Annotated in this window: 12 protein-coding genes; 6 read left to right on the top strand and 6 right to left on the bottom strand. The window is 52.8% G+C overall.

The features are described 5' to 3' along the window. Positions 1 to 400: 400 nt before the first annotated feature. Positions 401 to 2,146, bottom strand: coding sequence for an alpha-glycosidase (locus AWJ19_RS00310; RefSeq protein ID WP_068720539.1), 1,746 nt, complete (start codon positions 2,144 to 2,146; stop codon positions 401 to 403). A gap of 867 nt (positions 2,147 to 3,013) precedes the next feature. Between AWJ19_RS00310 and AWJ19_RS00305 the strand changes: the two genes are divergently transcribed. From AWJ19_RS00305 to AWJ19_RS00280, 6 genes are all read left to right on the top strand, one after another. Next, positions 3,014 to 4,339 carry a maltose ABC transporter substrate-binding protein gene (locus AWJ19_RS00305; protein WP_068720537.1) on the top strand — a complete coding sequence of 442 codons (1,326 nt, stop codon included), beginning with the start codon at positions 3,014 to 3,016 and terminating at the stop codon, positions 4,337 to 4,339. 116 nt (positions 4,340 to 4,455) lie between these two features. After that, positions 4,456 to 5,769: a sugar ABC transporter permease gene (locus AWJ19_RS00300; RefSeq protein ID WP_068720535.1), complete on the top strand. Its 1,314-nt coding sequence runs from the start codon at positions 4,456 to 4,458 to the stop codon at positions 5,767 to 5,769. Continuing rightward, positions 5,766 to 6,611, top strand: coding sequence for a sugar ABC transporter permease (locus AWJ19_RS00295; protein ID WP_198536436.1), 846 nt, complete (start codon positions 5,766 to 5,768; stop codon positions 6,609 to 6,611). The genes AWJ19_RS00300 and AWJ19_RS00295 overlap by 4 nt, the downstream gene beginning before the upstream one ends. Before the next feature lie 100 nt (positions 6,612 to 6,711). Beyond that, a complete protein-coding gene (locus AWJ19_RS00290) occupies positions 6,712 to 8,766 on the top strand; it encodes a methyl-accepting chemotaxis protein (RefSeq protein ID WP_068720533.1) in 2,055 nt (684 codons plus the stop codon). 194 nt (positions 8,767 to 8,960) lie between these two features. Next, complete coding sequence (locus AWJ19_RS00285; protein ID WP_068720531.1) at positions 8,961 to 9,887, top strand: AraC family transcriptional regulator; 927 nt, start codon at positions 8,961 to 8,963, stop codon at positions 9,885 to 9,887. 108 nt (positions 9,888 to 9,995) lie between these two features. Further along, positions 9,996 to 11,501 carry an alpha-glucosidase/alpha-galactosidase gene (locus tag AWJ19_RS00280; RefSeq protein WP_068720529.1) on the top strand — a complete coding sequence of 502 codons (1,506 nt, stop codon included), beginning with the start codon at positions 9,996 to 9,998 and terminating at the stop codon, positions 11,499 to 11,501. Between the two features lie 69 nt (positions 11,502 to 11,570). Here AWJ19_RS00280 and AWJ19_RS00275 read toward each other — a convergent pair whose 3' ends face one another. The 5 genes from AWJ19_RS00275 to AWJ19_RS00255 all read right to left on the bottom strand — a co-directional run bounded on the left by AWJ19_RS00275 (position 11,571) and on the right by AWJ19_RS00255 (position 22,316). After that, positions 11,571 to 12,152 carry a DUF2812 domain-containing protein gene (locus tag AWJ19_RS00275; protein ID WP_068720527.1) on the bottom strand — a complete coding sequence of 194 codons (582 nt, stop codon included), beginning with the start codon at positions 12,150 to 12,152 and terminating at the stop codon, positions 11,571 to 11,573. Beyond that, positions 12,149 to 12,478 (bottom strand): PadR family transcriptional regulator, encoded by a 330-nt coding sequence (locus AWJ19_RS00270; RefSeq protein ID WP_068720526.1) that lies wholly within the window; start codon positions 12,476 to 12,478, stop codon positions 12,149 to 12,151. The genes AWJ19_RS00275 and AWJ19_RS00270 overlap by 4 nt, the downstream gene beginning before the upstream one ends. A 157-nt stretch (positions 12,479 to 12,635) precedes the next feature. Beyond that, on the bottom strand, positions 12,636 to 13,796 hold the full coding sequence (gene yhbH, locus AWJ19_RS00265) for a sporulation protein YhbH (RefSeq protein WP_068720605.1): 1,161 nt from the start codon (positions 13,794 to 13,796) through the stop codon (positions 12,636 to 12,638). 109 nt (positions 13,797 to 13,905) lie between these two features. Continuing rightward, positions 13,906 to 15,591 (bottom strand): DUF11 domain-containing protein, encoded by a 1,686-nt coding sequence (locus tag AWJ19_RS00260; RefSeq protein ID WP_068720524.1) that lies wholly within the window; start codon positions 15,589 to 15,591, stop codon positions 13,906 to 13,908. After that, complete coding sequence (locus tag AWJ19_RS00255) at positions 15,588 to 22,316, bottom strand: isopeptide-forming domain-containing fimbrial protein (RefSeq protein WP_068720603.1); 6,729 nt, start codon at positions 22,314 to 22,316, stop codon at positions 15,588 to 15,590. Before AWJ19_RS00255 ends, AWJ19_RS00260 begins: the two co-directional genes overlap by 4 nt. Between the last annotated feature and the right edge of the window lie 112 nt (positions 22,317 to 22,428).

Here is a 22,428-nt window from a genome sequence, read left to right as displayed (position 1 = left end):
GATTTGGTATGATGAGATTGGCGGGGGGCGGGATAACGTTGAACTGCTCTCGCCTAAATTATTGTGAAAACAGCACCCTTCAACCGTTGAAGGGTGCTGTTTGGCTTGTATTTGATTCGGAAACCAGCTTAATCAGAACAATGTAAGGAGAATGCCTGTACGTATGCGCTGATCAAACTAAGTGGATTTTCGCAGCTTAATTCTTTAACATTTGCCTTGTTTGAGATTTTAGGTGGAAAAACGCCACTTAATTTTGCAGAATTAGCTCCCGAAGGCGGGTTTCTACTGGATTAGATGGCGTTTTTTCCACTTAGGTATCAGAAATGTGGGAAAATAATAGAATTAAGTGACTAAAATCCAACTAGTCTTTAGCGATCCGCCTAGTAGCAGGGCGGCATTCTTACAAAACCGCTTTGATCGCCGTGTACCCGTAAGCCGGAAGCTTAACAGACAGCGTACCGCGTTCTGCGCGCAGGGAGTCACCGGTGAACAGGTTCTCCCAGCTGCGCTCCTCAACGCCCAGCCGGAAGGTCTGGGCGGTTTCTTCCGTATTCATCAGAACGATGATGATTTCGTCGCCCAGGCTGCGTTCGAAGGCGATCTTGCTTCCGCCGCGGCCGGCTTCAAGGAATTTGAAGGACCCGCTGCGCAGGGACGGATGGCTGGTACGGATGGAGATCAGCTTCTGGTAGAAGCTAAACAGGTCATGATCCTGCTTGGTAGGGTCCCATTCCATGCACTTGCGGCAGCCCGGATCGTTATCGCCGTCGAGGCCGACTTCATCGCCGTAATAGATGCAAGGCGTGCCCATGAAGGTGAACTGGAACAGCGCAGCCAGCTTAAATTTCTTCTTGTCGCCGCCGGCCAGGGTCAGGAGGCGTGCGGTATCATGGCTATCCAGCAGATTGAAGGCAACCTCGCTGGCCTGCAGCGGATAACGCGACAGCTGCTTGCCGATCGCATTGGCAAAGGCTTCAGCGTCAAGCGAGCCGTTGATGAAGAAGTCGAGTACAGCATCCGTGAACGGATAGTTCATGACGGCATCGAATTTGTCCCCCTCCAGCCAAGGAGCAGATTCATGCCAGATTTCACCGAGAATGTAGGCTTCCGGGTTAGCGGCTTTGACAACCTTGCGGAATTCGCGCCAGAAGCCGTGATCCACTTCGTTCGCCACATCCAGGCGCCAGCCGTCGATGCCGACCTCTTTGATCCAATACTCTGCCACTTTGAGCAGATATTCCTTGACCTCAGGATTCTCCGTATTAAGCTTAGGCATATGCGGTTCGAACGAGAAGGCATCATAGTTCGGAATATTGTCCACGACCTGAAGCGGGAATTCACGGACATGGAACCAGTCCTTATAACGGGAGTTCTCCCCGTGCTCCAGCACATCCACGAACGGGGCGAAAGTTCTGCCCGAATGGTTGAATACGGCATCCAGCAGCACGCGGATTCCGCGCTCGTGGCAGGCGCTGACCAGTTTTTTGAGCGTTTCGACATCGCCGAAATGCGGATCGACCTTCATATAGTCTTCGGTATCGTATTTGTGGTTGGTTGTTCCGGCAAAGATTGGCGTGAAATAAATACCCGTAATCCCCAGCTCTGTCAGATGATCGAGGTGATCGATAACCCCTTGCAGGTCTCCGCCGAAGAAATTTTCGGGGGTAGGCGTACCGCCCCAAGGCTGCACATTCTCAGGATTCAGGCTGGGGTCGCCGTTGGCAAAGCGTTCAGGGAATATCTGATAAAATATAGCATCTTTAACCCAGGCTGGCGGGGTGAAGACATCTCCGCGGTTTATGTAGGGAAATTCGAACAGCCGGTTGGGATTTGCCGGACGCTCTGTCTGAAAATCGCTTTCTGTCATCCAGATGCGTTCATGTCCCTTTTGCAGCAGAAATCCGTATTTAAGGCGGCGGTACAGGGGAACGGATTCACATTCCCAGTAATCGAACATTGCATCACTGGTGAAGAGCTTCATTGGAATCAGTTCTTTAGTAGTGTCCCATGCATATTTATCCCCGGCCCAGGCGAATACTTCAGTCAGGTCACCTTTTTTGGCACGCAGACGGAGATGGATGGTTTCATAATCATAGGCGTATGACCAGTTTAACCGCGGGCGGTGATATACAGCTTCAAGTAACATGATAATTCCTCCTAAAAGTTTTGTGAGCTGCGCTTCCAGAGATTCTTCGTACAAAACTGGCTTCGAAAGCATGGACTTAGTTTTGTGAGCTGCGCTTCCAGAGATCCTTCGTACAAAACTGATTCGAAAGCATGGGCTTAGTTTTGTGAGCTGCGCTTCCAGAGATCCTTCGTACAAAACTGGCCAAATATGTGAAGAAACAGGCGTTATGCCTGTATGGCACCGTCACTTGCGCCACAGTTGCACACATTGCTTGTGAAATTTGCCCATAGCAAAAAGGCACAACTCCAGCCTAAGCTTGTCCGAGGTTGTCCCTGATAAGTAACATTGCCTTTTGGTTGTTGTAAGAACAAGGGCGCATGCTTCCTCTGCCGCCGGCAGTGCTGGCTGCTCATAATGGTTTGGATTATAGCATGGAATAAATGGCCGTACAATACTATTGTTCAAACCATTGCACTATTTTTCACGAGTAGCACAACGTTTCTGTACTCAAAATAATAAAAAGTACACCTTTATCACAAGGTTTTATTGCTGGAGTGACTGATTTTGGCCAAACTCTATGTTATGAAAGGTGTATTTTGGAGTAAATAAGAGGAATCCTGTGAACTGTGAAGATAATAGTCCGTTGACGCGTGTTAAATGGAGTATATGGGCAAATATACACTGTGCAAACGTTTTAACAATTAACATTACTGTTGTATTATGAATTTATGAATGAAGCGCTTTCTAGAACTTGTTGAAGCGTATTCAGAAGGATGGTTGACAGAGACACACATTTTTTTTGAATCTTCTGAAATCGTTTGCGCATGTTCTGCAGCATCATCTCAAGCACAAAAGGCGATATACAAATCGGGAGGGGTTAAAGGAATGAAGTTGAAAAAACTCATGGTTATCACCGCAGCGGTCTCAATGGCAGCGTCCATTACAGCATGCGGCTCCGGCAACAACAATAACGGGGGAAATGCAGCAGCAACTAATGCTCCTGCAGATACTGCAGCCACTAACGCACCTGCTACAAACAGCGGTGAGGCTGTAACTGACGAGGTATTACCTGAAGAAGGCGCTTCGCTGGTTGTATGGGAAAGTAAAGAAGAGAGAAAATTTGCTGAAGAAATCGCCAAGCAGTTTACCGAGAAATACAATGTCCCGGTTAAAATCGAAGAGATTCCGCCGCCAGACCAAGTGGGCAAGCTGACACAGGACGGACCTTCCGGACTGGCTGCAGACGTAATCCTGATCCCGCATGATAACCTTGGTAAAGCCGCAAGCGCGAGCCTGCTGTTGCCAAATGATATTTTTGCCGAGCAGACCAAAGCTGAGAATACTGAAGCTTCCATCGTAGGTTCCTCCTATGACGGTGAACTGTACGGATACCCTAGAGCGGCTGAAACTTATGCCCTCTACTACAATAAGAAACTGTTGCCTGAAGCTCCGAAATCCTTTGATGACGTTCTGGCCTTCAGCAAAACCTTTACCAACAAAGACCAGAACAAATACGGCATCATGTGGGAAGTCGGCAACATGTACTACGGCTACACCTTCATTGCAACTACCGGCGGTTACCTGTTCGGTAAAGACGGCACTGACAAGGATGATATCGGCCTGAACAACGAAGGTGCTATCGAAGGTCTGACTGCATTCGCCAAGATTAAAGAAGCACTGCCGGTTAAGAGCGGTGACATCAGCGCTGACATCAAGCGCGCCCTGTTCACCAGCGGCGACGTAGCCATGGACATCACAGGTCCTTGGGAGCTTGCAGCTTATAAAGAAGCACTTGGCGACGACCTGGGTGTTGCTCCGGTTCCAACTATTAACGGCAAACAGGCGATTACTTTCTCCGGTATCAAAATTTTCGGGGTTAACGCCTATACGCAATATCCGAACGCAGCCAAGCTGTATGCACACTTTGCCTCCAGCAAAGATTCACAGCTGACCCTGAACAAGCTCGTCGGTTCCATCCCTACTAACAATGAAGCACTTGCTGATCCGCAGATCACTGGCGACCCTTATGTATCCGCCTTTGCTGAACAGGCCAAGAGCTCGCAGCCAATGCCTTCCATTCCTGAAATGGGTAACGTATGGGCTCCTGTAAATGCTGCGCTTCCAGAAATCTGGGATAACAATGCTGATCCAAAAACAGCAATGGACAAAGCAGTTCAGCAGATTAAAGATCTTAATAACGGTGCCCAGTAATACCCTGGATGCTTAGCAGTGAACAACCAATAGCAAACTGTGGAATGAATCGCCCGCCGAAGCTTCACCGGCGGGCAGTTTCCTGAATTCCGCGCGGAGAGGAGAACGGAAGGGAAATGCAGCGACACCGTACGAGAGCCGCAATACTGTCGACCGTATTTATGGGATTGGGACAAATATATAACCGCCAATTCATCAAGGGTCTTATCTTCTTAGCAGTAGAGGCGTTAGGCCTTATCTATTTCATCAACAACCTTGGAAGAGCTTTTTGGGGCATTACCACACTGGGAGATACTCCAAACCGTCTTGAGAAAGTAAACGGCATTGCCAAAATGGTCGCAGGTGACCACTCCATCTTCATTATGATTGAGAGTCTGATTACTCTCCTGTTTTTCATCATTATTCTGTGTGCATGGTTTATAAACATTAGAGATGCTTATAAGATCGGAGCGGCACGCGATGCCGGTCTTGAGTCCAATACATTCAAGCAAACCGTCAGATATATTCTGGATTATAAATTTGCCCAGACATTTCTGATTCTTCCCAGCGTAGGCATATTGTTCTTTACGATCATGCCGATCATCTTTATGATCATGCTCGCCTTCACCAACTTTGCTGCACCGGACCATATTCCGCCTGCCAAGCTGGTAGACTGGGTCGGCTTTGAAACCTTCCGCAATCTGCTGTTCCTGAAAACATGGAGCCAAACCTTCTATGGCGTATTAACGTGGACGATCGTCTGGGCGGTACTCTCGACGGTTACTACATACTTCGGGGGCGTGCTTGTGGCGCTGCTGGTTAACCAGAAGGGGATACGTTTTAAAGGCTTCTGGAGAGTTATTCTGATTGTTCCGTATGCGGTTCCGCAGATGATTTCGCTTCTGCTCATGCGCAACCTGTTCAACGGGCAGTTTGGTCCGATCAACCAGTATCTGGGGTATTTCGGACTTGGCGGACTGCCATGGCTGACCGACCCGTTCTGGGCGAAAGTCACCGTTATCCTCGTTAACATGTGGGTGGGTATACCGGTTTCCATGCTGTTGGTAATGGGTGTTCTGACTACCATCCCGCGTGATATGTATGAAGCTGCTGAAGTAGACGGTGCTACAAATTATCAGAAATTCCGGATTATTACACTGCCGATGATTCTGTTCTCAACCGCACCTACACTGATCATGCAGTTTGCCGGCAACATCAATAACTTTAACGCTATTTACCTGCTAACAGGCGGTGCACCAGTTAACGGTAACTATCAATATGCCGGCTCAACCGACTTGCTCGTTACCTGGCTCTATAAATTAACGGCTGACCAGAACAAAAATAATATGGCTTCCGCAATCGGGATTATCATCTTCATCATTGTGGCCGGATTCTCCCTGTACAATTACCGCCGGACCAAGTCATTTAAAGAGGAGGATATGATCCAATGATCGGACGCAAATTCGCGAATATCGTACGCCTGGCTGCAAGCTATATCATTCTGATTGTTATGGCGGTTGTAGCGTTGTATCCGGCTCTGTGGATTCTTCTGGCCTCTTTCCGTCCGGGGAAATCCCTGTACAGTAAGACGCTGATCCCTGAGCAGTTCACTCTTTCTCATTACAAAGAGCTGTTTACTTCAGATGTCTACATGTTTGGCACCTGGTACACCAATACACTGAAGATTGCCGTATTCTCCATGCTGATCGGTGTTCTGCTGACGCTGCTAACCAGCTATGCGCTGTCGAGATTCCGGTTCAAAAGCCGCAAGACCACGATGTCAACACTGCTGATTCTCGGGATGTTCCCGGGCTTCATGAGTATGATTGCCATCTATCTGCTGCTGAAGCAATTCGACCTGCTTGATACGCATCTGGCTCTGATCATTGTGTATGCAGCAGGAGCGCCGCTGGGCGGGACGCTGATTGCCAAAGGTTTCCTGGATACAATTCCGCGTTCGCTGGATGAGGCGGCACGGATTGACGGTGCGAGCAATTTCGGGATATTTATCCGGATTATCCTGCCGTTATCCCGTCCGATGATCACCTATATGGCGCTGACCCAGTTTGTCGGCCCGTGGGTGGACTTCATTTTCGCCAAGCTTGTTCTGCGGACCAAGGAAAACTGGACCGTTGCGGTCGGAATGTGGGATATGGTCAACAGCCAGCAGAATTCCAACTTTACGCTGTTTGCTGCTGGCGCGGTAATGATCTCTGTTCCGATTATGATCCTGTTCGGCTTCCTGCAGCGTCTGCTGGTTGACGGTCTGACTGCCGGCGCGAGCAAAGGATAAACATAACAAATTTAGAGTACTCCATGAAAACAGGGTACACCTTTATGCAGTTTAGTAAGGGGGTACCCTGTTTATTTCTGTCATGAGGAGAGAGAGCCTGATGAAACGGCCGCGAAACGTGCAATTAAAATCGGTAGGCGTCAAATTGTTTGTTATTCTCTTCAGTACCATTGTCCTGCTGTCCACCGTGCTTGGAATCACATCATACTATGCAGCCAAAGGCATTATTACGGATGAAGTAGCAGCAGCCTCTTCCCAATCAATCGTTCAGGCAGCGGACAAGCTGGATTTTTTGTTTGCAGAATATGAAGCGCTATCAAGACAATTTGCAGTTGATTCTGCACTGAAAGCCGACATGGAGTTGGTAAATAATCCGGCGGCCGGAACGGTAGCCAAGGTAGCAGCCGAGGACCGCATACGCCGCAAGCTTGATTCGGTAAAAGGGTCAGACGACCGGCTGATCGCCATACGGCTTGTATCCAGAAGCCTGGTGGATGCGCAGTCCTACAAATCGGCCGGAGTAAGTGCTGTCCGTGACGGTGAGGATATTCAATCAAGAATAAAAAAGATCGACGAGGGTAAGGGCCAGCCGGTCTGGTTCCCTGTACTGGATAAAGGGTTCTTCGGAATGTACAGCGAGTCATCCATGACGATGGGCCGGCTGCTGCGCAATATCCAGAACCCGGCTGCCGAATATTATATGCTCATTGAGATTAAGGGAAGCGCCTTGACGGATGTGCTGTCTAACCTCCATATCGGTCAGACCGGAGAAATCCGTATACTAGACCCGCAGGGCAGCATTGTATATGGAGCGGACAATGCGCTGCTTGGACAGGCCTCATACATACAAGCTGCCGCTGAACCACTGGACGGGCAGGAACAGTCTTTTACAGCCAATGATGAACAAGGCGAGTCCCAGCTGGTAGTCTACCAGCCGCTGGCTACCGGAGGATGGACTCTTCTCGGCTATGCCCCGGTCAGCGATTTCACCAAATCCGCTGATAAGCTGCTCTATATTACCTTGGCAGTAGTGCTGGCAGCAGCTCTGATCGCACTGCTGATCGGTTATATTCTGGTACGCCTGATCGGCCGCCCGCTCGGCAAGCTGGCCAGGCTGATGGAAGAAGGCGAGCAGGGCAATCTGCAGGTACGGACGAATTTCAAAGGCCAGGATGAAATTGGACGCTTGGGCCACAGCTTCAATAAGATGATGGAACAGATCTCCCTTCTGGCCGGCCAGAGCAGCAGATCGGCAGCTGAAGTGCTGGCAACCTCGGAGCAGCTGGTGAGAGCATCCGGCGCAACCTCCAATCATGCAAAAGAGGTTGCGGAAGCAACCGGGGAAATTGCGCAGGGGGCAGCCAGTCTGGCAGCTGAAGCTGAAGCCAGCAACCGGAATGTGGAGCTGATGGGCGCCAAGATGCAGGAGGTGGCCGGAATCAATTCCATTATGGACAGTACGGCAGAGCGGGTATTGACGGTCAGTGACCAGGGAGCCGGGCTGATGCGGACGCTGGTCAAGCAGAGCGAATCCACAGTCCAGATGATGAATCTGATTCAGGAGAACTCTGCTATGCTGCAGGAGAGCACCCATCTGATCCGCAGTATCCTGAGCCCGATGATAGCCGTCAACAAGCAGACGAATATACTGGCGCTGAACGCTTCAATCGAAGCGGTCCGTGCAGGGGCGGCGGGTAAAGGGTTTATTGTTATCGCCGATGAGATCAGGGGGCTGGCGAACCAGTCCAATCAATCGATCCAGTCCGTCTCCACAATAACAGAAGAGATCAGCCGCCATATTGAAAATACAGTGAAGGTCGTAAGCGAAGCCGGCCCGCAGTTCCGGGAGCAGATTACATCCGTTCGGGAATCTTCTATTATATTTGAGAGTGTCCGGACGGAAATGGAAGCTTTCTTAGAACTGATCGGCCAATCCTCTGCCTCCGTCGCCGAGCTGGGCAGATTCCAGCGCCAATTCGGTGAATCGATGGCCAGCGTAACTTCGGTTGTGCAGCAGACCAGCGCATCTACCCAGGAGGTGGCTTCGATGTCGTCGCAGCAATTCATCGTCAGCGAGGAGCTGGTTGCCCTTTCGGCGAAGCTGGAGGAACTGGCGGAGAATCTGAAGCAGTCACTGGTTTCTTTTGAAGGCTGACTATAGCAGAGCCGAAATCCGCTCCACCAGCTGCAGATAAACCTTGCAGCTAATAGAACAAGCCTTTGTCGCCGTTACTGTTACGGAGACAGAGGCTTGTTTGCTGACCAAACGTTATTGTATTGTACAAAGTACAGCTTAGTTTAGCGGTATACCGGCAAGGACCGGATGCAAGATGGAAAGGAGTGAACAGCATGAATGAGCTAAGCGGGAGCCTGTTTCAGCAGTCTCTGCTGGAGAAGGAGTATAGCCCTCATTTTTTTGCTTACTATTATAAGCAGTGGGATCAATATACAATGCCATTTCATCAGCATAACTCAACTGAAATAATGTATGTCATTTCCGGAAGCTGTGCGGTGGATGTCCGCAGTGCTGCAGGTCATGAGGAGCGGTTCAGATTGAAGCGCAGTGAGCTGATTATGCTTGATGCCAATGTCCCGCACCGTCTGATCGTTGAACCGGGCAGCGCCTGCCGGATGCTGAATGTCGAGTTTGGCTTTGCAGAGCACAAGGGAGTTGCGCCGTCACTCAGCAGGCTGGCAAGGGAGGAAGGAGAACTGGCTGATTTTTTGCAAAAACCGTTCATCAGCCTTGTGCTGTCTGATCCGGAGGAAGTCTTTCATGTGCTGAAAGCGCTGGTGCTGGAACTGGACCAGTATGGCAAGGAGGGAGGCAGCCTCGTTCAGCTGCTGTTCGCTGAGCTGCTGCTCCGGCTCTCCAGGCTGCACTGCGAACGGCTGATAGCCAGCCAGCAACCCTCCCAGCTGTATGTACGGCGGGCCATCGAATTCCTGCACCAGAATTATGACCGAAGCATTCAGGTCAAGGAGGTCGCAGCGGCCGTCAATGTACATCCCGGGTATCTGCACCGTATTTTCAAGGCGCAGACAGGCAAGACACTGACTGATTATCTCAACCTGCTGCGGATGGAGAAGGCCAAAATGCTGCTAGGACAGAGTGAGATCCCGGTGGCGGAGATTGCCGACTATGTCGGAATCAGCAGCAGGCAGTATTTTCATCTGCTGTTCAAAAAGTATGCCGGCGTCACTCCGGTCGAATATCGTAACTCCATTGAACGTTATTCCTGGAGTGAAATCAGCTCGTTTACAGATGAAAAGTGAGAATAGTTGACAGTGTACCGGCAAAATAGTCATGATATTGGTTACGCTTCCGTTAGTCTCCTTGCTACAATGGACAGGTAGAACAACCCATAACGGAGGATGATAACGATGTCTTTTAAAGTGACCTTTATCGGGGCAGGCAGTATCGGATTTACCCGCGGACTGCTGCGCGACCTGCTTACTGTAGCGGAATTCCGCAATATCGAAATATCATTTATGGATATTAACGATCACAATCTGCAGATGGTGACCGAGCTGTGCCAGCGGGATATCACAGAGAACGGCCTGTCGATTCGGATCAAGCCCACCACTGACCGCAGAGAGGCACTGAAGGATGCCAAGTACGTATTTTGTACAATCCGGATGGGCGGACTGGAGGCTTTTGCCACCGATGTGGATATTCCGCTGAAGTATGGTGTTGACCAGTGTGTGGGCGATACGCTGTGTGCCGGAGGGATTATGTATGGACAACGCGGGATTGCAGAAATGCTGGAGATTTGCCGTGACATCCGAGAAGTGGCTTCGCCGGATGTGCTGCTGCTCAATTATTCCAACCCGATGGCCATGCTGACCTGGGCCTGCAACAAATACGGCGGCGTCCGGACGATTGGCTTGTGCCACGGCGTGCAGCACGGTCATCACCAGATTGCCGAGGTCTACGGGCTGGAGAAATCAGAAGTGGACATTATCTGTGCCGGCATCAACCACCAGACCTGGTATATCTCGGCGAAGCATAAGGGCAAGGATCTCACGGCAGGTCTGCTCGAAGCGTTCGAGCGTCATCCGGAGTTCAGCCGGACAGAAAAGGTGCGGATTGATATGCTGCGCCGTTTCGGCTACTACAGCACTGAATCCAACGGCCACTTGAGCGAATATGTGCCATGGTACCGCAAGCGCAGCGGCGAAATCATGGACTGGATTGATCTCGGCAGCTGGATTAACGGCGAAACAGGAGGTTATCTTCGGGTGTGCACGGAAGGGCGTAACTGGTTTGAGACGGATTTTCCGAACTGGATGAAGGACCCGGCACTGGAGTATAAGGCGGAGAACCGCGGGGAGGAGCACGGCTCGTATATTATTGAAGGGCTTGAGACAGGCCGGGTCTACCGGGGCCACTTCAATGTAGTGAACAATGGCGTAATTGCTAACCTGCCTGCAGATGCTATTATCGAAGCTCCGGGATATGTGGATCATAACGGCATCTCCATGCCGCTGGTCGGGGAGCTGCCGCTTGGTCCGGCTGCGGTCTGCAATGTCAGCATATCGGTACAGCGTCTGGCGGTTGAGGCAGCGGTGCACGGTGACGATCAGCTGCTGCGCCAGGCGTTCATGATGGATCCGCTGGTCGGGGCAGTCTGCAATCCGAAGGAGATCTGGCAGATGGTCGATGAGATGCTCGTTGCCGGGGAGCAGTGGCTGCCGCAGTACAAGACGGCGATTGCCGCAGCGAAGGAACGCCTGGCTTCAGGCAACCTGATTCCTACCCGTACAGACAACGAAGGAGCAGCACGCCTGAAAGTGAAGACAGTAGAGGAAATGCAGCAGGACCGCGATGCCGCCAATAAAAATGCCGGTGAATCCGACAAGGGCAAGGACCGCGAGAAGGTGCACTAATTCGAATAGAAGGCCGGGAGCAGGAAAAGTCTGCTTTCGGCCTTATTTTACATTGTAAGAAAAGAAGTCCTACTCCCGGATTAGCTGGTCATTTTGCAGTCTGGTAATCTTTTTGCGGATAGACCTGCCCATCGAAATAAAGAATAGGGCCAGAACGATGAGCAGCAGGCCCATGACAAAGTTGATTCTGTTAAGGGCAGTAGGGTTGTTTACCAACATCAAAGCGATATTGAAAAAGCCGATAATCAGCTCCATCACGGCCAGAGACATCCACAGGCTGTGAATCCGTTTATAATGTTTGATTTTGGAGTCAATATCGGAATAGATGGTGAAGGCACCTTCGGATGCTTTTCTCCTGAAGATAACCCAGCGCAGGTTGCTGTAGTTTAGAGTGCCCCATAGCCATTTTCCGGTAGGTACAAGCTCTGCCCCTGTCTCTTTCATAAACTGCAGGTATTCGGCAGCCTCCGGCCCCTTCGGATCTTCCTTCAGCATTTCGATGCGGTAAATATACTCTCCCTTGCCGCTCTCCTCGAAGGTGTACCTTGCCCAGGAGTATTCGCTAAGCGCCAGCCCTTTGGCAGCCATCTCATTGAGCCATTCCTCTTCCTTCTCAAAATCACTGAAAAATCTGCGTTTTACGAGACTCATTCCGGGTCCCCTCCTATAAGCTTTCTGCCGTTCGCCAGCAGCTCGTCAAGTCTGGCCATTTCAGTCCGGACTGCAATCCGGCCGTCCTCCGTAATTCTGTATTCCTTCTTGCGGGAATCCTGCTCCCCCTGCAGCAGCTCGATCCAGCCACGCTCCACCAGTGTGCTCAGCGCCCCGTATAATGTGCCTGCGCCCAGCTCAACCCGCTCATTGCTCAGCAGCTTCACGTTCTGCATAATGCCATAGCCGTGCATCGGGGTGAGCAAAGATAAAAGAATATAATATACGCCCTCCGTTAAAGCTCCGTAATCTTTATTGTCCGGCACTCCGGATCACCTCTTTCCTGATATACCGTCAAACGTTATATCGTCAACCGATATAGTTACTATATCGTCTGCCGATATAGATGTCAACAGGCAATAGCGCAGCAAAAAAACCTCATCCCCGGAGGGAGGAGGTTTCAGGTTTTAGATATGCCTAAGCTTACTTTACCGGGCTTCTTTTGCCAAAAAAGGTCTTGAGAGCCTGGTATACTTCTTTCTTATCCTTGATCACATAATGCATGAACTGTTCCTGCTTCAGATGGCGGTAGGCGGACATCAGTGTACTGCTGCGGTTGTACTGGTTCACTTCGCCGTAGCCGAACATGTTACTGCGCTTCAGCAGCTCGCCGATCAGCTTGACGCAGCGCTCATTATCCGAGGTCAGGTTATCCCCGTCAGAGAAGTGGAAAGGGTAGATGTTATATTTGGCCGGCGGGTAACGGCTGTCGATAATCTCAATCGCCTTCTGGTAAGCCGACGAACAGATTGTGCCGCCGCTTTCGCCCCGGGTGAAGAAATCATGCTCGCTGACTTCCTTGGCTTCGGTATGATGGGCCAGGAAGACAATATCGACCTTCTCGTACTGGCGGCGCAGGAAGCGGGTCATCCAGAAGAAAAAGCTGCGGGCGCAGTACTTCTCGAAGGTACCCATCGAGCCCGAAGTGTCCATCATTGCAATAATAACGGCATTGGAGTGAGGGACCGTGACATCATCCCACGTTTTATAGCGCAGGTCATCGGGGCTGATGCTGTGGATGCCCGGCCGGCCGCTGCTGGCATTGCGCCGCAGATTCTCCAGCAGGGTGCGCTTCTTGTCGATGTTCGACATCATGCCCTTCTTGCGGATATCGTTGAACACAATCGACTTGACCTCAATTTCTTCCTTATCCTTGGGGGCAAGATGCGGAAGCTCGAGATCCTGAAACAGAATGTCCTCCAGATCCTCCAGATTGACCTCCGCTTCAATGGTGTCCTGGCCCGGCTGATCCCCGGCCTTGTCACCCTTGCCCGGCTGGGAGGACTGGGAATCACGGCCGAGGACATCGCCCACCTGGCTGTCTCCGTCCCCCTGGCCGACATGCTTCTGCTTGCGGAAGTTATAGATAATCCGGTATTCATCCAGACTGCGGATCGGCACCTTTACAATCTGCTTGCCGTCAGACATGATAATGTTCTCTTCGGTAACGAGGTCGGGCAGATTATCCTTGATGGCTTCCCTTACCTTCTGCTGGTGACGCTCCTGATCCTGGTGGCCCTTACGGTGAAGGGACCAGTCTTCTTTTGAGACAACAAATGCATACGGCTCCGGTGATTGCGGCAGGATGACCACCTCCCATGAAATATAAATCAGTCCCTTCACAAGCCTTAGTTCCGCTGAAAGGGTTGTAACTAAAGTATATTCATGGGGATGGGGGATATGTGAACTGTCTTTATTCGCTGATCTCCTCAATGATAAGACGGTAGCTGTTGGATATGGCTTCGCCTGAATAGCGGCGGTCCTCAATGGTATACACATACAGCGCGGTCGAATTGCCCTGAAGCGTATTGCCCATATAATCGATATTGATTTTGACCCTATAGGTCAGATGAACCGTCTGCCCCGGCTCAAGGACTCCCAGCTGCACAGTGCCGCTATAGGAATTGCCCGGTACCGTGACCGAGCTGACGGTGACAATATCCGGATCAATGACCGTGCCCTGCGGCACAATCCGGATCACTGTTACTTCAGCAGGATAATTGCCGCTGTTGGTTACATGAATGCTGAATTCGGCAATGCTTCCGTGCTCGACAACCGGCGGCTCACCGCTCATTTGAATCGAAATGATCGGCGCATAAAGCAATGTAGTGACTGCATTGGACCGGGAATTCTGTCTGACGCTCCTCCCGTCCGGAAGCGTGTAGGTATACGTGGCATTTCCCTGGTTCCGGATGGCCGGCAGCTCCCGGATATCGGTGGCAGCAGGTACAGCTGCGAGAAATGCTACATGAACGGCTGCTCCCGGTCTTACCGTACCGAGCAGAACGCCATCCCCAGGCCGCACTCCCGGACGGGGAACTCCGTTTACCTGTATACTGTCCCAGATAAACAGGGTGCCAGCGGGTATGGTATCGGTTAGCACGGCTTCCACTGCAAGATTGCCGCTGTTCCGGACCGTAAATTCATAGCGGAGATTGTCGCCCGGAGTTGCGCTATGCCGGTCTACCTTCAGGCTCACATGGATTCCTGCCTGCACAATTGTAACCGTTACTGTGTTGCTCACCGCTTGTTCCTCAACATCATTCACGATATAAGAGAGCGTTGCGGGGGTAACAAGGACAGAGCCGGGCGGCACTGCACTGACCCGTACCCGGAAGGAAATCTCCGCCGCGGCTCCAACGCCGAGTGTACCCAGCGGTATTCCGGCAGCCGGGTCCGCCTCGGGAGAGTATACTCCACCTGCAACTACGCTTCCGGGAATAAACACCGCTCCCTCCGGGACTGGAATGACTGCGGTAATACCACCAAGTGACAGTGTCCCCTCGTTTCTCAGCAGCAGGGTATACGTAAACACATCCCCCACGAAGGTGGTCGTGGTGCTTGCAGTAAGCAGGACGGAGAGCTGGTAGGATAGCAGCGGTACCGCAACAATATTGGAGCGGATCTCCCCCTGCACCATTCTGCCGCCCGGGGTGGAGAAGGAATATCTGCCGGTTGCGGCATTCTGCAGCTTAAGGGAAGGCGGAAGCGAAACCACGATAACCTGAAAAGCGACCGTAACCTGGCTTTGCGGTGCAACCTTATCAAGCGGAATTCCGCCCTCTGGAGATACGCCGGGCAGCGGGACGCCGTCTCTTATGACACTGTTGGCAATAAATGATACTCCAGCGGGCAGGGCGTCCAGAACGGTAACCAGGGCAGGGAGATTGCCGCTGTTCCTCGCCGTGATAGTATAAACCAGTGTTTCCCCAAGGGAAACACTGGTTTTGTCTGCACTTTTGACCAGTGAGAGAACAGGACCAACAACCTGTGTATTGACGGTATTGGAGAAGGTGATCCCGTCATTCCCTGCTGCTGAGCTGAACAGCACCATGGATTGATTCGTCACGACGGGCTGCAGATTCGGGCCTGGTGTCATACCTCAATTACCTGTACCTGGAAGGTAACGGTCACTGAAGCGCCTGCGGCAATCGTACCGATTACAATACCGGCTGCAGGGTTGGCATTTGGACGTTGAACACCGTCGACGGCCACGCTGCCTATTACAAACTGGCTGCCGGCCGGAATCGGGTCAACCAGCACGACATTATTTACGGCGACAATGCCGTTGTTGGTTACCACAATGGTGTAGGTGATAAGATCACCGACTACCGCATCAATTGCCGGAGTACTCTTAACTGCTGTAACATCCGGAGAAGAGACCGGAATGACGAGCACGTTGGAGAGTGAGGAACCGGAGAGCAGACGTCCGTCCGGCGGAGTAAAGGTGAAGCTGGCGGCTGCCTGGTTGACGAGCTGCTGCGGTGACGGCAGGGAGGCAACTGTTACCTGTAGAGTTACAGTTACAGTAACGGTAGCTCCGGGTGCAACTGTACCCAGCGGAATTCCCGAGGTAGGGTCAATTCCCGGCTGCGGTACGCCGTTGATCAGGACACTGTTCGGCACAAGTGCAGCTCCCGGCGGAATGGCGTCGGTTACGGTAACATCAGCCGGCAGGTTGCCTGTGTTGCTCACATTCAGGAAGTAAGTGACTGTATCGCCGACAGTTGCGTTAGCTGTATCTGCACTCTTAACGACATTGATGAACGGCTGGAACACCGGTGTGATCAGGTTATTAGAATAGGAAGCACCGGAGAAAGCACCGGAGGTGAAGCTTACCGAAGCCTGGTTGTTCAGAACAGTGCTGGCAGGCAGGGCATTTACCAGAATGTTAAAGGTAACGGTGGCCGTTGCTCCCGGTGCAATGGTACCGATGGCAACACCATTGGCCGGATTGGCTCCCGGCACCGGAGTGCCGTCTACGACTACGCTGCCGGTAACAAAGGAAGCGCCTGCCGGTATCGGGTCACTAAGCACAACGTTGTTGATCGGCGCGATCCCGTTATTGGTGACAGCGACCGTGTAAGGGACGGTGTCGCCGATGACGGCATCAATGACGCTGGTGCTTTTGACAACGGCAACGTTGGGAGATGATACTGAAATCAGATTAATGTTTGAAGAAGCGGTCTGGTTAAAGGTACGGCCGTCAGGCAGCGTATAAGCTAGAGAAATAACAGCCTGGTTGCTGAGCTGCTGGCTCGGCGGCAGCGTATCAATCAGCACGGAGAAGGTGACGGTCAGCGCTGCTCCGGCAGCAATGGTTCCGAGCGGAACGCCTGTGGCCGGATCGCTGCCCGGCACCGGCAGGCCATTGATCAGCACACTATTGGCAACAAGTACAGTGCCGGCAGGTATCGTATCCGTCAGGGTGCCCGTTGCCGGGTAATTCCCTGAATTATTGACGGTAACCGTATAGGTGATGGTATCACCGACCGTTGCATTGGTGACGTTGGAGGATTTGACGGCAGCGACGATCGGCTGATAGACCGGTGTAGTGACGATATTGGAGAAGGCGACATTGGCAATCGCTCCGGAAGTGAAGCTGACGGAGGACTGGTTGTTGAGCACTCCCCCCGCCGGAAGCGAGGTGACGTTGACCGTGAAGGCGACCGTGACCGAAGCGCCTGGAGCAATGCTGCCGATGGTAACCCCGGTAGCCGGTGAGGCACCCGGACGCGGTACTCCGTCCACCAGCACACTGCCTGCTGCAAAGGTCGTGCCTGCCGGAAGCGCGTCGGTAAAGACGACATTGTTAACCGCAGCGATGCCGTTATTGGTCAGCACCACTATATAAGTAATAGAATCGCCGACTGTGGTAGCAGTAGTAGTTGTGCTCTTGACCACGCCAAGATTCGGATTGGATACCGGAATGGTGAAGGTATTCGACAGGGCCGACCCGCTGAGTGTCCGCCCGTCCGGCAGGGTAAAGGTGTAGGACGCTGTCCCCTGATTGACAAGAAGCTGCGGCGACGGCAGTGAGGTGATAACAACCGAGAACTGCACCTGTACGCTTCCGGCCGCAGGAACGGTTCCGGCGGCGATGCCGGTGGAAGGATCGGCCTGCGGCAGCGGCAGGCCGTTCACCAGCACGCTGTTAGGAACAAAGGTTGTGCCGGCCGGGATATTATCGGTCACGGTCAGAACAGCCGGATAGTTGCCTGTGTTGCTTACAGTCAGGGAGTAGGTCACCGTATCGCCGACTGTAGCATTGGTGGTACTGGCACCCTTGACGATAGCGATATTCGGCTGAAAGACGGGTACGGCCACAGGATTGGAAAACGTCGAGCCCGAGAACACCCCTGATGAGTAGGTTACAGTTGCCTGATTATCAATGGAAGCATCAGCCGGTACGGAAGTCACCAGTACATTGTAGGTCACTGTTGATGAGGCGCCGGCCGCCAGTGTGCCGATGGACACGCCTGTTGCCGGATTGGCATTCGGGAAAGGCACTCCGTTAACAGCCACACTTCCGACAACAAAAACAGTGCCGTCCGGCGTCGGGTCATTAAGCTGCACACTGTTGACCGGATCGATCCCGTTATTAGTAATGGTTACTGTATAAGGAATGGTGTCCCCGAGTGCGGCAGCGGTGAAGGTTGTGCTTTTTACGACTGCGAGGTTAGGTGCAGATACAGCGATGGTTACTGTATTGGATGCTGCCGTACCGGTCAGCAGGCGCCCGTCAGGCGGTGTGAAGGTGAAGGTGGAGCTGGCCTGGTTAACTAGCTGCTGCGGGGTTGGCAGGGAGACGATAAAGACCGTGAAGCTGACCGTTACACTGGTACCGGGAGCGACGGTGCCGACCGCGATCCCGGTATCCGGTGCGGAGCCCGGCTGCGGGAAGCCGCCGACAATGACGCTGTTCGGGTCAAAGGTAGTCCCTGCAGGGATATTGTCGGTCAGGGTCACGTTTGCTGCCAGATTACCGGTATTACTGACGTCGATGGTATATATAATTGTATCGCCGACTGTTGCATTTAGGTCGTTTGCGCTTTTTACTAGTGAGATCTGCGGCTGTATGACCGGGGTAGTGGTCACATTGGAACTGGATGAACCGGAAAAGACCCCGGAGGTAAAGCTGACGGTTGACTGGTTATTAATCTGTGAAGGAATCGGCATTGTAATCCTCACCTCGAATGTTACGGCAACTGATGCCCCTGGGGCCAGACTGCCGATTGGAATGCCGGTGGACGGAACTGATAGCGGCTGGGAGACGCCGCCCACAATTACGGTTCCGGGGATGAAGGCTGCATTCTCAGGCAGGGGATCGCTGAGAATGATGTTATTGACGGCGGCGATACTTGTGTTGGTCAGCACGGAGGTGAAGGTCAGGATGTCGCCTGTAACGGCATCAATGGCATTGACGCTTTTAACGACATTGATATTTGGTGCAGAGACAGGAACGGCGAGTGTGTTCGATGCGGTATTTCCTCCAAGCTGCCGCCCGTCAGGCAGGGTGAAGGTATACGAGGCTGCTGCGGTATTCAGCAGCTGCTGGTTCGGAGGCAGAGCTGTAACGGTGACCAGGAAGCTCACCGTAACGCTGTCGCCGGGGGCGAGCGGACCTACCGGCACTCCGCTCACCAGATTATAGCCTGGCAGCGGTGTACCGCCGACGATGACGCTGTTAGGCTCGAAGGTCACCTGGGGCGGAAGGCTGTCTGTCAGGTTCAGGGTAGCAGCGATATTTCCGGTGTTACTGGCCAGAATGGAGAAAGACAGGGTGCTGCCTACCGAAGCCTGAACGGCATTGGCGCTTTTGATAAGGCTGATTACCGGTATAAAGACCGGTGTATTGACCGTATTTGACAACGCGGTACCGCTGAATGAGCCGGCGGTAAAGGACGCGCTGGCCCGGTTGCCCAGCTGTCCGGACGGCGGCACAGAGGTTGCGTTGACCTGAAACGTGACAACCACGGTTGCACCTGCAGCGATGGTGCCCAGGTTAATGCCGGCACCGGGATTGGCAGAGGGTGCAGCGGCGCCGTTAATGGTTGTGCTGCCGGCCACAAAAGCGCCTCCGGCCGGAATCGGATCGGAGAGGACAACATTGTTAACCGCCACGCCGCTGGGATTGGAGACTGACACGGTATAGGTGATGTATTCTCCGACAGCAATGGCATTCAGGCTGGCGCTTTTCAGCAGATTAATGTTAGGTGCGGATACCGGAATGCTGACCGTATTGGATAGTCTTGTGCCGGCAAGTGAACGGCCGCTGGGCAGCTGGTAGGTATAACTGCTGCTACCCTGATCAGTTAATACCGCCGGTGAAGGCAGCGACTGTACTGATGTCAGGAAGGTCACCGTTACAACCGCTCCCGGTGCTAATGATCCGAGCGGAATACCGGTGAGCGGGGAATCCGACGGACGGACGACGTTGTTGACAATGACACTGCCCGGTACAAAAGCGGAGCCTGCCGGAATGTTATCGCTCAGTGTGACGGCAGCAGCAATATTACCTGAATTTTGCACCTGCAGCGTGTACAGCACATTCCCGCCGACGGTTGCGCTGGACGGGCTGGCGCTTTTGACGATCCCGATGACTGGCTGGAAGACCGGGGTCGTTACAATATTGGACTGTGTAATGGCGGTGAATGCCCCTGAACTGTAAGAGGCCGATGAGCGGTTTGAAAGCTGGGAGCCTGCAGGGACTGAAGTAACAGTAACCTGAAAAGTGACAGTGACGCTGTTGCCGGGGGGGATAGCTCCGATACTGATCCCTGATGCCGGATCCGCTGTGGGCCGGCCTGAACCGGCGACAACAACACTGCCCGGAACAAAGGTGCTGCCGGCGGGAATCGGATCGGACAGAACGACACTGGTGACGGCAGCAATGCCGTTATTACTGATGACTGAGGTGTAGAGCAGAGTATCCCCTACAGCAACATCAGGCAGGCTGGCACTCTTGACTACTGATACATTAGGCAGGGTTACAGGGATGTTGAGTGTATTTGAAGCGGCAGAGCCGGGTACGGTACGGCCGTCAGGCACCAGAAAGGTGTAGGCGGCGGTTGCCTGATCAACGAGCTGGGGCGGTGATGGCAGACTGCCCACGACAATCCGGAATTGCACGGTGGAGCTTCCTCCGGCGGCAATGGTGCCGATTGGAATGCCGGTGGCTGGATTTCCGGCTACCGGTGTGCCGTTTACCGTAAAGCTGCCAGGCACATAAGTGCTGCCTGCCGGGATATTGTCGGTCAGCGTTGTGGATGCTCCGATGTTTCCGGTATTGGAGACCTGTATTGTATAGGTAATCTGGTCGCCGACGGTTGCATTGGTGATGTTGGCGCTTTTGACAAGTCCCAGTACGGGAGAGTATACCGGCAGAGTGCTTGTATTGGACGGGATGACGCCGGACACAACAGGGCCGCCGGCCACGCTTTGAAATGTAAAGGCCGCATTGGCGGTATTCGGAACAAACTGCGGGCTGGGCAGTGAAGTGACCCTTGCCTGATATGTAACGGTCACAGAGGTGCCAAGAGCAAGTGAACCTAAGGGAATGCCTGCTGTTACATCGTAGGTAGGCCTCGGAACCCCGGCGACGACAACGCTACCGGCGACAAAAGTCAAACCGGCCGGCAAAGTATCCGACAGCACAACACTGGCGGCGCTTGCTGTACCGGTATTGCTGACGGTTACGGTGTATGTTACAGTATCGCCGACAATGGTCCCGGTTACGTTGGCGCTTTTGGTAAGACTGATCTTGGGGGCATTGATATCAATCTGCAGGGCATTTCCGTTTACTACATAGGCATCACCGGAAGTCGTCAGTGTAAGCAGCGCAGAAGACTGGTTATTAACCAGCCTGGCTGACACATCAACATTAGTAATATCCCAGCCCTGACGGCCGCCGACAATATTGCTGCCGGGACTGCCGTTGGTCTGGTTGCGGTTGCCGAACGTTCCGCTGGTATTCAGCGCTCCGGCATCATTGTTAATCTGTGAGGCGAAAAAGTTGTTGGCAAAGTTATTGGGACCGGACAGCGCAACCTGGGTAGCGGAGGTAGGGCCGAACAATGCCTGGTCACCGGAACGGTTGGCATCGCCTTCCTGTGCACTGAACAAAATGCGTCCGCCTAGCGCACCGGTTACAGGGGTGGCAAAGCCTGTAATGTTGGTGACCACAGGTGCTGAAGTCGATTGGACCAGTACGGCACCGGCGCGCAGTGACATATTACGGAAAGGCAGCGCCGGGTTCTGGTAGATGACGCCAAGGGTCCAGCCGGCATGGTTGGCTGTAGAATCACCGGAGATTACAATGGTGCCGACTACCCCGGCTACGGTATAGGTTCCGGCTCCGCCAGCCTGAATGACGCTGGTTACATTATTTGAACGCACGTAGGCAGAGGCGCCGCCGCCCAGTTCAACCGTGTTGCTGGTGGCTGAATCCGGAGAGACACTGACCGTGTTGCCGGCCGGGGTTGTCAGCGAAACCGGATTATTGATGGCCGCGCTAAGATTGACGGACCCGTTAATATAGGAGCCGCCCCAGATCAGTTCTGCATACAGCACCGTACTTCCGGCGGGAATCGTCAGAATGGCGGAGGAGCTGTTATTTTGATACAGGCTGGTAGTCCCGGCAGGATAAGTGCCGAAGGTAGAGGCCGTATTGACTGTAGAGAAGGCGCCTATACTGTCCTGTGTGCCGGGTACGCCCGATGTATCCGAACGGCTCAATCCGAGTGTATTTCCTGTAAAAGTAATAGCACCGGTTGCATTGATCGTAGACCGAACGACTAGAGGAATCTTTTTCACCTCCTTCATTGAATACTGCGTATACTCTGCAACGAAAAAAAAGCAGACCGTCACCTGCAGAGACGATGTGCCATCTTTCTTGTGATATATTAGCCTATGAGGGGGAATGAGGTTACTTGTT

Source organism: Paenibacillus sp. DMB5 (assembly GCF_001517085.1).
Classification (GTDB): Bacteria; Bacillota; Bacilli; order Paenibacillales; family Paenibacillaceae; genus Paenibacillus_AQ.
Note: the sequence above shows the minus strand (reverse complement) of the source record. Positions and strands in the feature narration are given on the sequence as shown.

What these genes read in the sequence shown, in the direction of transcription:
- AWJ19_RS00310 (WP_068720539.1), bottom strand. Translation starts at nt 2,146, where the DNA reads ATGTTACTTGAAGCTGTATATCACCGCCCGCGGTTAAACTGGTCATAC.
- AWJ19_RS00305 (WP_068720537.1), top strand. Translation starts at nt 3,014, where the DNA reads ATGAAGTTGAAAAAACTCATGGTTATCACCGCAGCGGTCTCAATGGCA.
- AWJ19_RS00300 (WP_068720535.1), top strand. Translation starts at nt 4,456, where the DNA reads ATGCAGCGACACCGTACGAGAGCCGCAATACTGTCGACCGTATTTATG.
- AWJ19_RS00295 (WP_198536436.1), top strand. Translation starts at nt 5,766, where the DNA reads ATGATCGGACGCAAATTCGCGAATATCGTACGCCTGGCTGCAAGCTAT.
- AWJ19_RS00290 (WP_068720533.1), top strand. Translation starts at nt 6,712, where the DNA reads ATGAAACGGCCGCGAAACGTGCAATTAAAATCGGTAGGCGTCAAATTG.
- AWJ19_RS00285 (WP_068720531.1), top strand. Translation starts at nt 8,961, where the DNA reads ATGAATGAGCTAAGCGGGAGCCTGTTTCAGCAGTCTCTGCTGGAGAAG.
- AWJ19_RS00280 (WP_068720529.1), top strand. Translation starts at nt 9,996, where the DNA reads ATGTCTTTTAAAGTGACCTTTATCGGGGCAGGCAGTATCGGATTTACC.
- AWJ19_RS00275 (WP_068720527.1), bottom strand. Translation starts at nt 12,152, where the DNA reads ATGAGTCTCGTAAAACGCAGATTTTTCAGTGATTTTGAGAAGGAAGAG.
- AWJ19_RS00260 (WP_068720524.1), bottom strand. Translation starts at nt 15,591, where the DNA reads ATGACACCAGGCCCGAATCTGCAGCCCGTCGTGACGAATCAATCCATG.
- AWJ19_RS00255 (WP_068720603.1), bottom strand. Translation starts at nt 22,316, where the DNA reads ATGAAGGAGGTGAAAAAGATTCCTCTAGTCGTTCGGTCTACGATCAAT.